Genomic DNA, 12132 nt, shown 5'->3' on the forward strand with positions numbered 1-12132 from the left:
CCGCGACAAAAGTCAGGGGGAGGGGGAATACGCTCAATGCTCGATCAGCACGCCGTCGCGCAGTTCGAGGATGCGGTCCATGCGCTGGGCGATGTCCAGATTGTGGGTGGCGATCAGGGCGGCCACGCCGGCCCCGCGCACCAGCCGGGTCAGCAGGGCGAACACCCCTTCCGCCGTGTGGGGGTCCAGGTTCCCGGTGGGCTCGTCGGCGATCAGCAGGCCGGGAGCGTTGGCCAGCGCACGCGCGATGGCGACGCGCTGCTGCTCGCCGCCCGACAGCCGGGCGGGGCGGTGGCCGGCGCGGGGTTCCAGCCCCACCATGGCCAGCAGCCGGCGGGCGCGCTCCATGGCCTCCCCCCGGTTCAGGCCGGCGATCATCTGCGGCAGCACCACGTTTTCCAGCGCCGAGAATTCCGGCAGCAGGTGATGGAACTGATAGACGAAGCCGATCTCCCGGCGGCGCAGGGCCGTGCGCCCGGCGTCGTCCAGGGTGGAGGCGTCGGTGCCGGCGATGCGCACGGTGCCGGCGGTGGGCGGCTCCAGCAGGCCCGCCACGTGCAGCAGGGTGGATTTACCGGCCCCCGACGGCCCGACCAGCGCCACCAGTTCGCCCGAATTCAAGGTCAGGGAGGCACCGCGGAGCACCTCCAGCCGGCTGTCCGCCTGCTCGTACACCCGCACCACGTTGGCCAGCTCCAGCATGGGGGTCCCTTTCGTCACGGCGTCATTCATAGCGGAGAGCTTCCACGGGGTCCAGGCGGGCGGCCCGCCACGACGGATAGAGGGTGGCGGCGAACGACAGCGCCAGCGCCATCACCGCCACCTGCCCCACCTGCAGCCACTCGATGCGGGCCGGCAGCCGGGTCAGGAAATAGATCTCAGGCGAGAACACCTGCACCCCGGTCACGGCCTGCACCACCTGGCGGATGGATTCGATGTTGGTGGCGAACGCCACCCCCAGCACCAGCCCCAGCAGCGTGCCGGTGATCCCCACCGAGGCACCGGACAGGAAGAACACCCGCATCACCATGCCGCGGCTGGCCCCCATGGTGCGCAGGATGGCGATGTCCCGCCCCTTGTCCTTCACCAGCATGATCAGCGACGAGATGATGTTGAAGGCGGCCACCAGGATGATCAGCGTCAGGATCAGGAACATGACGTTCCGTTCCACCTGCAGCGCCTGAAGGAACCCGGTGTTGCTCTGCTGCCAGTCGGCGACCCGGCCGCGGCCCGCGGCGGCTTCCGCCAGCGATTCCCGCACCGCGGTGGTGTCGGACGGATCCTTGACCATCACCTCCAGCGACGACGCCATGGCGGGCAGGCGGAAGAACGCCTGGGCGGAATCCAGCGCCATGAACACGAAGCTGTTGTCGTATTCGAACATGCCCACGTCGAACACCGCGCCGACGCGGTAGGTCTTGGACCGCGGGATCGTGCCGAAGGCGGTGGCGTTGCCCTGGGGGGAAATCAGGGTCAGGCTGTCGCCGGGCTTGAGGTTCAGCCGCTCGGCCATGCGCACGCCGATGGCGACCGTGTCCTCCTCGGCCAAGGCATCGGGCGATCCGGCCTTGATGCCGGCGGCCAGCGCCGGACGGCCGCGGAAATCCTGGGGCGCCATGCCGCGGACGATGGCGCCCGACGGCGGGCGCCCGCTGACCGCCACCAGCCCCTGCCCCTCGACGATGGGGGCGACGGCCAGCACGCCGGGCACCTGCCGCAGCCGGGCGGCCAGCCCGTCGTATTCGGGCAGCGGCCCGCCGCGGGCGGCAAACACGTTCAGATGGCCGTTCAGCCCCAGCACGCGGCCCACCAGTTCGGCGCGGAAACCGTTCATCACCGCCATCACGACGATGAGCGTGGCCACCCCCAGCGCGATCCCCAGCAAGGAGAACCCGGCGATGACGGAGATGAACCCCTCCTGCCGCCGCGCACGGAGGTAGCGCAGGGCGATCATGCGTTCGACGGCGGAAAAGATCATGGCGCCTGTTCAGCGATGACGGACGGCGGAAACCGGGAACGGGGGTATCACGGCGCCGTGCCCCTGACCACCCCCTAAAACGGCATTACTCGTACCGCAGGGCTTCGACGGGGTCGAGCCGGGCGGCGCGCCACGACGGGTACAGCGTGGCGCCGACGGACAGCACCAGCCCCATCACCACCACCAGCGTCACCTCGCCCCACGCGATACGGGCCGGCAGGCGGGAGAGGAAAGCCGCTTCGGGCGACAGCCCGCCGCCGCCGGACACCAGCTCGATCAGATGACCGATGCCGTCCATGTTGCCGGCCAGCACCACCCCCAGCACGAACCCCGCCAGCGTGCCCACCACCCCGACCGAGGCGCCGGACAACAGGAAGATGCGCATCACCATGCCCCGTGACGCCCCCATGGTGCGCAGGATGGCGACGTCGCGCCCCTTTTCCTTCACCAGCATCATCAGCGACGAGATGATGTTGAAGGCGGCGACCAGGATGATCAGCGTCAGGATGATGAACATCACCGTGCGCTCGACCTGCAGCGCGGTGAACAGGCTGCTGTTGACCTGCTGCCAGCCCAGCACGCGGCCACGGGCCCCCACGGTCTTTTCCACCGCCGCCCGGACCTGATCCATGGCCATGGGATCGAGCACGAAGAGTTCCAGCGCCGTGGCCTGCCCCTCGGCCAGCCCGAAGAAGGACTGGGCGGCCTCCAGCGGCATGAAGATGGTGGAATTGTCCACCTCGGCCATGTTCACGTCGAACACGGCGGCGACGGGAAAGGCCCGCGCCCGGGGGGCGGTGCCGAACGCCTTCACGTCGGTCTGCGGCACGGTCAGCGTCAGCACATCCTCGCCGCCGTAGCCGATGGCCAGCCGCTGGGCCATGCGGTAGCCCACCGCCAGCCGGTCGTCGCCGAACCCGCCGGCGCTGCCGCGCACGATGCGGTTGGCAAGGGAGGGCCGGTTGCGGAAATCCTCGGCCCGCACGCCGCGGATCTGGGCACCCAGGGCCGCACCACGGGCCGAGACCAGCGCCTGCCCCTCCACCAGCGGCATGACGGTGATCACGCCGGGCAGCCGGCGCAGTTCGTCGGCCAGCGGGTCGAAGGCCGGGAGCGGGCCGCCGTCCACCGCCTTGACGGTCAGATGGCCGTTCAGCCCCAGCACCCGGCCCATCAGTTCGCCGCGGAAGCCGTTCATCACCGCCATCACCACGATCAGCGTCGCCACCCCGAGCGCTATGCCCAGGAAGGAGAAGCCGGCAATGACCGAGATGAATCCCTCCTGCCGGCGGGCGCGCAGGTAGCGCATGGCGATGAGACGTTCCAGGGGGCTGAACATCATGATGGCCCGTACGCTCCTGCTGTGCCGCCTTGTGCCTTACGCCGTCAGCTTGGCCAGCGCGGCGTCGGCGGGAAGTTCCTCGCGCACGCCGGTGGCGCGGCGCTTCAGTTCCACCACGCCGTTCTTGATGCCGCGGGGGCCGACCACCAGATGCCACGGCACGCCGATCAGGTCCATGTCGGCGAACTTCACGCCGGGGCGTTCGTCGCGGTCGTCGTACAGCACGTCCACGCCCGCCGCCTGCAGCTTTTCATAAAGCTCGGCGCTCACGCGGTCGCTGTCGGCATCGCCGGGCTTCAGGTTGATCAGGCCGACGGTGAACGGGGCCACGGAATCCGGCCAGATGATGCCGCTGTCGTCGTGGCTGGCCTCGATGATGGCGCCCATCAGGCGCGACACCCCGATGCCGTACGACCCCATCTCCACCGGAACCTGTTCGCCGTCGGGACCGGCGACGGTGGCGTTCATCGGCTTGGAATATTTGGTGCCGAAATAGAAGATGTGGCCCACCTCGATCCCGCGGGCCGACACCAGCTCGTCCGCCGGGATCGGGCAGGTGGCCGCGTCGTGCTTCTCGTCGGTGGCGGCATAGATGCCGGTGGCCTTTTCGAAGAAGGGCTTGAGATCGTCGGTGTAGTCCGGCGCGTCGGCCAGCACGTCGAGATCCAGCCATTCCTTCTGGCAGAACACGCCGCTTTCGCCGGTTTCCGCCAGGATGATGAATTCGTGCGACAGGTCGCCGCCGATGGGGCCGGTGTCGGCGCGCATGGGGATCGCCTTCAGCCCCATGCGGGCGAAGGTGCGCAGGTACGCCAGGAACATGGCCTGATACGACCGGCGGGCGCTGTCGCCGTCGATGTCGAAGGAATAGGCGTCCTTCATCAGGAATTCGCGCCCGCGCATCACGCCGAAGCGGGGGCGGATCTCGTCACGGAACTTCCACTGGATGTGGTAGAGGTTCAGCGGGAGCTGGCGGTAGCTGCGCACGAAACCGCGGAAGATGTCGGTGATCATCTCCTCGTTCGTGGGGCCGAACAGCATTTCGCGGTCGTGCCGGTCGGTGATGCGCAGCATCTCCTTGCCGTAATCGTCGTAACGGCCGGATTCGCGCCACAGGTCCGCCGACTGGATGGTCGGCATCAGCAGTTCCTGGGCGCCGGCGCGGTTCTGTTCCTCCCGCACGATCTGTTCGATCTTCTTCAGCACCCGCAGGCCCAGCGGCAGCCAGGCATAGATGCCGGCGCTGGTCTGGCGGATCATGCCGGCGCGCAGCATCAGCCGGTGCGAGACGATCTGCGCCTCGGTCGGGGTTTCCTTCAGGGTGGGCAGGAAGAAGGCGGACAGCCGCATGGTTCGACTCTTCGGCAACGATCGAGGACGGGAAAAGCGGGCCGGCACCGCCGTCGAGGCGGGCGGAGGCGTGTCTGACTTTAAGAACCCGCACCCCGCTTGTCCATGCCCGTTACGCCGTAACAGGAGCGCCAAAACGTCAGCCCGGCCTTTCGGGGCACCCCGTTTGATCCGTGTCAAGGCGCCGCAGTGGTTTTTCGGGCAGGTTCATGCGACTGATAATCACTTGTTTCATGCCGGAGCGCCGCCCATGCCCACCCTGCCCCACCCCCGCCGGACCGGCACCCTCCTGCTGTCCGCCGTCCTGGGAATGACCGCCGGGCTGCTGTCCACCGCCGCCGTGGCCGAGGACGCCGCCATCGCCAGCCGCGAAGACCTGGGCCGCGCGCTGTTCTTCGACACCAACCTGTCGCAGACCCGCACCCAGTCGTGCGCCACCTGCCACAACCCCGACACCGGCTTTGCCGATCCCAGCGGGGCGGCGGCGTCGCTGGGGGCCGACGGCAAATCCCTGGGCGACCGCAACGCCCCCACCGCGTCCTACGCCCGCTTCAGCCCGCCGTTCGCCATCGGTCCGGGCCGCATCCCGGTGGGCGGGCAGTTCCACGACGGGCGGGCTTCCACGCTCAAGGATCAGGCCGGCGGGCCGCCGCTGAACCCCGGCGAGATGGCGATGCCGTCGAAAGCGGCGGTGCGCGACCGGCTGCGGGAGAATCCCAGCTACGTCCGCGCCTTCGCCGCCTTTTACGGCGACGGCGTGCTGGACGACGCCAACCGGGCCTATGACGCCATGAGCGACAGCATCGCCCGGTTCGAGAGCACCGACCTGTTCGCGCCCTTCGATTCCAAATACGACCGCTACCTGCGCGGCGAGTACAAGATGACGCCGGAGGAGGATCTGGGCATGACCCTGTTCTTCTCCACCCAGTTCACCAACTGCAACGTCTGCCACAAGCTGAACGCCATGCCGGCGTCGGCGGGGGAGACCTTCACCAACTATCAGTATTTCAACATCGGCGTGCCGGTGAACGCGGACCTGCGCGCGGCCAACGGCAAGGGCAAGAAAGCCATCGACCGCGGTCTGGCCGAGAATCCCGCCGCCAAGGGTGCGGCCCACGAGGGCCGGTTCAAGACCCCCACCCTGCGCAATGTGGCCGTCACCGGCCCCTACATGCACAACGGGGTGTTCAAGGATCTGGAAACCGTCATCCGCTTCTACAACAAATACAACAACCCCACCGAAGCGGCGCAGATCAACCCCGAGACCGGCAAGCCGTGGGGCAAGCCCGAGGTGGCGAAGAACATTGCGCTGAAGGAGCTGGAAACCGGCCCGGCGCTCGACACCCGCCGCATCCGCGCCCTGGTGGCCTTCCTGAAGACCCTGACCGATGCGCGGTACGAGCATCTGGTGAAGTAAAAAACCGGCCCGCCCCCTTTAACGGGGGGCGGGCCGTCCTCCTCACTCCGGCTTCGGCGTGCTGGCGGTGCTGACCGGCAGGATCGGGTAGGTGATCTGCGGCTGGCGCCCGGTCAGGCCGTGCAGGAAGGCGGTGATGGCCTTCACTTCGTCGGGCTTCAACTGCTCGCCCAACTGGCTGGCGCCCATGATGGCGACCGCCTGTTCCAGATCCCACACCTTGCCGGTGTGGAAATAGGGCGCGGTCAGCGCGATGTTGCGCAGCGGCGGGGCACGGAAGACGTATTCGTCATCCGCGGTCTTGGTGACGGCAAACCGGCCCTTGTCCTCCTTGGGCAGGATCTCCGCACCGGGCTTTTCCACCACGCCGAACGGGTAATAGCCGTTGCCGCCGATGTTCACCCCGTTGTGACAGGCGGCACAGCCCTTGTCGATGAACAGCGACAGACCGGTCTTCTGATCGGCGCTGAGCGCGTTGTCGTTGCCTTCGATGAACTGGTCGAGCGGGGCGGCGGGGGTGACCAGCGTGGCCTCGAACGCTTCGATGGCCATGGCCACGTTGTCGAAGGTTACCGGATCCGCCTCGTTGGGGAAGGCGGTCTTGAAGCGGGTGACATATTCGGGAATGCTCTTCAGCACCTCCACCACGCGGGCGGGGGTGTTGTTCATCTCCACGCTGGCCTGGATCGGCCCCTTGGCCTGGGCCTTCAGGTCGTCGGCACGGCCGTCCCAGAACTGGGCGACGTTCAGCACGGCGTTCAGCACGGTGGGGGCGTTGCGCGGCCCCTTCTGCCAGCCGTGACCGATGGAGGTGGGCACGTTGTCGTCGCCGCCCATGCCCAGGTTGTGGCACGAGTTGCAGCTGATGAACTGGCTGCCCGACAGGCGGGGATCGAAAAAGAGCATCTGGCCCAGTTCGACCTTTTCCCGCGTGACGGCGTTGTTCTTCACCGCCGGAAGAATGGACGGAATAACCTGAAAATTCTGTTTGGCCTTGTCACGCAGGTCGGCCTGGGCGTGGGCAGTACCGGCCATGACGCCGGACAGCACAAGAGCCGCCGTCAACGCCGCGGAAACAGGGAATTTCATCGGGTGCCTCCTGATAGCGCGGGCCGCACCGGTGTGTGAAGGGGGCGCTTGTTCGTTTCAGCCCCGGTTGTTGACGGCGCAGCCCGTCTTTTTGGAACACCTCTAAGCTAGACCTTCGCCCGCACCGCGGCCATGGAAAAAGACCCCGCCCACCGTGGTGGATTGCCGCATTACCGGATCACGGTGCCGGCCACAGCCACGTCAACTCGTGCTTGTTGCACGACAGATGGACCACCTGCCCGCCGGGAATGGACAGCAACCGGTGCACCGCGTCGAAATCGGTGCTGCCCTGAAACTTGATGGTGCAGACGAAATTCTTCACCAGCCCGCTGCCGTGCCACGTCTCCACCAGCCGCAGCAGGCGGTCGGGGTAACAGATGACGTCGCAGGTCAGCCAGTCCAGCGGCCCCACCTGATCGGGGCGGATGGCGAAGGCGCTGTCCTGGCGGTATTCCACCCGCGGCAAGGCGGCGATGGCCGGGTCCAGCGGCGCCTTGTCCACCGCGATGACCGAGGCGCCGCATTCGTGCAGCACCCACGTCCACCCGCCGGGACAGGCCCCCAGATCCATGCAGCGGTCCCCCGGTGCCGGACGGCGGCCCAGGCGGGTCAGCGCCTCCCACAGTTTCAGATAGGCGCGGTTGGGCGGGGTGGCCTTGTCCTCGACGAACGCCACCTCCCCATGGCGGAAGGGGCTGGAGCAGCGGGGGGCGGCCAGCAGGGTGTTTTCGTCCAGCAGCGTCCACGATCCCAGCGGTGCGGTGGGCACCGGTGCCGGGAAGGTCAGCGGCTTGGCCGACACGTGCGGCAGGTTTTCCTGAATGAGGTTGGCGCGGCGGTGGTTGCGGATGGACCACAAGGCCCAGTTCCGCTGAATCCCCCGCAGGGCGCGCGCCGCGTCCTTGATGGAGGTGAACGGGATCAGCAGCGGGTCGTACCAGACGTTCTGGGCCCACACCACGGGCCGGGCCGGGCCGGGCGCGAAGACCAGCCGCCCTTCCACCTCCCCCACCGTGCCGTCGCCCGACAGGCGCAGGTCGGCGACGAGATCGTCCACATAGCCGTCCGCCGCCAGATAGACGGTGCCGGGATAGGTTTCGTACGGGGCTTGGGTCATGGTGAACGCCGCAGGATGGCCGGTGGGGAACCGCCGGACCCTAGAGCATTCACCGCCGCAGGGGAATCGGGATCCGCATCAGCCCACGCCCCACCCGCCGGTGTCGGGGAAGGGAATCGGGGGACGCGGGGCCAGCGGGCCGCCGTCCTCAGGCGTCAGCAGGCCGATGGGCAGCGGGCGCGGCTGGTCGGGCGGGGGAAGCAGACGGGCGGCCCGCACCCACCACGAGGGCTGCGCCGCCTGGATGGCGTCCGCCGCGCGGCGGGCCTCCTCCGCCGCGGCATAAAGGCCGAAGCCGGTGGCGCCGCTGCCGGACAGGCGGGCCAGCAGGCAGCCGTCCGTCCCCTCCAGCGCCGCCAGCACGTCCGCGATCACCGGGGCGATGGTCAGGGCCGGTCCGGTCAGGTCGTTGCGCCGTTCGGCCAGCAGGGCCGCCAGCGCCCGCGCGTCCGCCGGGCTTTCCGCGAAGCGTGCCAGGGGCGAAAACGGACCGCTGCGCGCCTTGAACACGGCGGGCGTGGACACCGGCACGCCGGGGTTGACCAGCACCGCGTGGGTTTCCGGCAAGGCCGGCGCCGGGTCGAGCTGTTCGCCCAGGCCGCCCAGGAACAGCGGGCGCCCGGCGATGCAGGCGGGCACGTCGGCCCCCAGCGACACCCCCAGGCGGTAGAGCAGATCCGCGTCCGCCTCCACCCCCCACAGCCGGGCCAGCGCCACCAGCGTGGCCGCCGCATCCGCCGATCCGCCGCCGATGCCCGAGGCCACGGGCAGGTGCTTGTCCAGCAGCAGCATCACCGACGGCGGCCGTTCCAGCGCCCCGGCCAGGGCGTAAGCCGCGCGGTTGACCAGATTGCCGGCGGGATCTTCGGCCATCAGCGTGCGGGCGAAGGGGCCGGACAGGGACAGGCGCGGCACCGGCGGCGTGCGCTCCACCCCGCGCAGCGGCGGCGGGGCCGGGGTATCCAGCACCGTCACCCGGTCGCCCACGTCGGCGAAGACCACCAGACTGTCCAGCGCGTGGAACCCGTCGGGGCGGCGGCCCAGCACATGCAGGTACAGGTTCAGCTTGGCCGGGGCCTGTTCGGTGATGCGCGGGCGGCTCATGGCATCTTGTCCTTGGGGGTCTTGTCCTTGGATGCCTCGGTCTTGACCTCCGCCGCCTTCTGTTCGGGCAGGCCGCGGTCCAGCTTTTCGGCGATGGCCTGCTTGGAGGGTTCGTCCTCGGCGGTGCGCAGCGCGCGCTGCCACTGGAACCGGGCCTCGATCCGCCGGCCCACCCGCCAATAGGCGTCGCCCAGATGGTCGTTGATGGTGGGATCCACCGGCTTCAGCTCCACCGCCTTTTCCAGTCTGGCGACGGCGCCCTCGTAATCGCCCAGGCGGTAGAGCGCCCAGCCCAGGCTGTCCATGATGTACCCGTCCTTGGGCCGCAGCTCGACCGCGCGGGCGACCATGGCCTTGGCCTCGTCCAGGTTGACGCCCCGGTCGATCCAGGAATAGCCCAGGTAGTTCAGCAGGTACGGCTCTTCGGGCTGCAGCGCCATGGCCTTTTTCAAGTCGGTTTCGGTCTCCGGCCAGCGTTTCAGTCCGTCCCACGCCAGGGCGCGGGCGTAATAGAGCGCCCAGTGGCGCTGTTCCGGCTCCCCGATGCGGTCGAGCGCACGGGTGTAGGTGTCCGCCGCCTCCTGCCAGTTCTTCTTGGAGCGGTGCAGGTCGGCCAGCCGGATCACCGCCTCCACCCGGTCGGGGCGCTCGGCGGTCAGGGTCTGAAGCTGGGCGATGGCCTCGTCGGTGCGCTCCATGCGGGCCAGGGCGTCGGCGGCGCGCAGCCGCGCCACCCAGCCCAGCGCCGGATCGGCGGCCAGCGCCTGATAATCGGCCAGGGCCGCGCCGGCCCGTTCGCGCCCGTCCAGCACGTCGGCCACCATCAGCCGCGCCAGGGACATGCCGGGCTGCAGATGCAGGGCGATTCGCCCGAACAGCAGCGCGGTTTCCTCCGCCCCCTCGTGGTGCAGGGCGCTGCCCAGGTCGAACAGCGCCTCGGCCAGCCCGTCCACCGCGTTGGCGACCGGCGGGGGGGAGGTCTTTCCGGCGTCCAGCGCCCTCAGGGCCGGTTCGATCATCAGGCTGTCGGAGGCATCGAGGAACGCCTCGTACAGCGCGCGCGCCTTGTCGGGGCGGCCCGTGCGTTCATAGAAGCTGCCCACCACCTGCACCACCCGCAGCGGCGCCTGGGCGGCGGTGACGGCGGTGTAGCGCGCCTCCGCCAGATCCCGCCGCCCGGCAAGGTCGAGGATCAGCCCGGAATGCAGGTGGTAGAGGGCGGCGAACCCCGCCTCCTTCTCCAGCGGGGCCAGGGTCTGAAGGGCGGCGTCGGTCTTGCCCTGGGCCACCGACAGCCACGCGCGGGCCAGCGGGACCACGTACTTGCCCAGCCCCTGAGTCGGCAGCGCCGCGGCCAGGGTGCCCGCCTCGTCCAGCCGCCCGCCCTTCACGGCGTCGGCCAGCAGCAGCAGCGAACTCAGTTGCGGGTCGCCGTCGGTGCCCTGGAGCCGGCGGGCCAGCACCAGCGCCTCGCCCAGCCGCCCTTCGCTCAAGGCCAGCACATAGGTGCGGCGCAACAAACCCAGATCGCCCGGATCGGCGGCCAGCGCCCGGCCCATATAGGCGGCGGCGGCCCCCCAATCGTCGTGCTGCTGGGCGAAGCGTCCGGCCAGATAGCTGCCGGCGGGGGATGCGTTCTCCGCCTCCGCCAGCGCCGATGCCGGCAGCGGGGCCAGCGCCGCGCCGGCGCACACCGCCAAAACCCAAAATCCGCGCCGGTTCCAGGGAAAGCCCATCGCCGATACCCCACACCCGTGACAGCAAAATGCAGAACGCACCAACGGTAAGGCCGAAACCCTACCCGTTCAAGTGCCACTCCCCCCGCACGCGCTCGATCACGGCGGGACGGAAAATATCCACCACCCGCGCATCCAGGTGGGTGCGCAATTTTTCGGGCATTCCCGCCGACAGCCGGGCGCCGTCCACCCGCCACCGGGCCATCCAGGTCATGGTGCGCAGCCACGTCAGCCGCCGCATGGGCACCCGCCACGGCGCCACCGCCCGAGCCAGATCCGCCGGTACCGCCGCCGCCCAGTCCGCGAGAAAGGACTCCACCGCGGCCCCCGACAGTTCCGCGTCCACCTCCGGCGCCCAGCGGGTGGATGTGGGCAGGCTGGCGTGGGCCAGATCGATGGCGGGCAGGCTGTAATGGGCCTTTTCCAGATCGGTGAACCACGCCCTTCCCGCATCGTCGATCAGGAAATTGCCGGGATGGGTATCGGCCCCGCACAGCGCCACCGGCACGGGCGCGTCCGGGCGGCGGCGGCGGGCGGCGTCCAGCTCCTCGTCCAGCAGGCGGCGGGCCGCCGGGTCCAGGCCGGCGGCGTCGAACGCCGCGGCCTGCCGCTCCACCTGCTCCAGCAGGGCGGCGGCGGGGTCGGCGGGGTCCAGCAGCGGCGGGCGCAATGCGGCGGGCGGCAGCGGCAGGGCGTGCAGCGCCGCCAGCGCGCGGGCGATGGCACCCATGTCATCCGGCAGGCGCGGGGGGCGCCCATGGATCTCCGTCACCACGAGACCGCCCATGGGGAGCGAATCCGGGTCCGGCGGCAGCACGGCCACCAGATGGGGGGTGTGGCCGCAGGGGGCGGCGCGGCGAAAGGCTTCGGCCTGATAGGCAAGGTTGGCGGCGGGGTCCAGCCCCTGCTGGCTCCACCGCGGCAGCCGGGCCACCAGCCCGCGGTCCCCCAACCGCACATGGTCGTGGGCCACACCCTTCAGCGCCATCGGCTCCAGCA

At 69.6% G+C, this 12132-nt stretch carries 10 protein-coding genes; 1 reads left to right on the forward strand and 9 read right to left on the reverse strand.

Going from position 1 to position 12132, the window contains the following annotated elements; translation table 11 throughout:
• Window positions 1-33: 33 nt before the first annotated feature.
• The 4 genes from M2352_RS20065 to proS form a co-directional block, all read right to left on the reverse strand.
• Window positions 34-732: an ABC transporter ATP-binding protein gene (locus M2352_RS20065; protein WP_264666275.1), complete on the reverse strand. Its 699-nt coding sequence runs from the start codon at window positions 730-732 to the stop codon at window positions 34-36.
• Entirely contained in the window at window positions 725-1978 is a 1254-nt protein-coding gene (locus M2352_RS20070) for a lipoprotein-releasing ABC transporter permease subunit (protein WP_264666276.1), read from the reverse strand. The genes M2352_RS20065 and M2352_RS20070 overlap by 8 nt, the downstream gene beginning before the upstream one ends.
• Window positions 1979-2063: 85 nt before the next feature.
• Entirely contained in the window at window positions 2064-3320 is a 1257-nt protein-coding gene (locus M2352_RS20075) for a lipoprotein-releasing ABC transporter permease subunit (RefSeq protein ID WP_264666277.1), read from the reverse strand.
• A gap of 36 nt (window positions 3321-3356) precedes the next feature.
• Window positions 3357-4670, reverse strand: a complete 1314-nt coding sequence (gene proS, locus M2352_RS20080) for a proline--tRNA ligase (RefSeq protein WP_264666278.1) — start codon at window positions 4668-4670, stop codon at window positions 3357-3359.
• Window positions 4671-4920: 250 nt separating this feature from the next.
• Between proS and M2352_RS20085 the strand changes: the two genes are divergently transcribed.
• Complete coding sequence (locus tag M2352_RS20085) at window positions 4921-6087, forward strand: cytochrome-c peroxidase (RefSeq protein ID WP_264666279.1); 1167 nt, start codon at window positions 4921-4923, stop codon at window positions 6085-6087.
• Between the two features lie 42 nt (window positions 6088-6129).
• On the opposite strand, the gene M2352_RS20090 is transcribed toward M2352_RS20085, so the two are convergent.
• From M2352_RS20090 to M2352_RS20110, 5 genes are all read right to left on the reverse strand, one after another.
• Complete coding sequence (locus tag M2352_RS20090) at window positions 6130-7176, reverse strand: cytochrome-c peroxidase (protein WP_406567295.1); 1047 nt, start codon at window positions 7174-7176, stop codon at window positions 6130-6132.
• 178 nt (window positions 7177-7354) lie between these two features.
• Window positions 7355-8293 carry an SAM-dependent methyltransferase gene (locus tag M2352_RS20095; RefSeq protein ID WP_264666280.1) on the reverse strand — a complete coding sequence of 313 codons (939 nt, stop codon included), beginning with the start codon at window positions 8291-8293 and terminating at the stop codon, window positions 7355-7357.
• A gap of 78 nt (window positions 8294-8371) precedes the next feature.
• A complete protein-coding gene (locus M2352_RS20100; protein ID WP_264666281.1) occupies window positions 8372-9397 on the reverse strand; it encodes a 4-(cytidine 5'-diphospho)-2-C-methyl-D-erythritol kinase in 1026 nt (341 codons plus the stop codon).
• Window positions 9394-11091, reverse strand: a complete 1698-nt coding sequence (locus M2352_RS20105; protein WP_264666371.1) for a tetratricopeptide repeat protein — start codon at window positions 11089-11091, stop codon at window positions 9394-9396. The genes M2352_RS20100 and M2352_RS20105 overlap by 4 nt, the downstream gene beginning before the upstream one ends.
• A 103-nt stretch (window positions 11092-11194) precedes the next feature.
• Complete coding sequence (locus M2352_RS20110) at window positions 11195-12121, reverse strand: aminoglycoside phosphotransferase family protein (protein ID WP_264666282.1); 927 nt, start codon at window positions 12119-12121, stop codon at window positions 11195-11197.
• Between the last annotated feature and the right edge of the window lie 11 nt (window positions 12122-12132).

Origin of the sequence: Azospirillum fermentarium (assembly GCF_025961205.1) — a bacterium.
In the GTDB taxonomy this organism is placed as follows: domain Bacteria; phylum Pseudomonadota; class Alphaproteobacteria; order Azospirillales; family Azospirillaceae; genus Azospirillum; species Azospirillum fermentarium.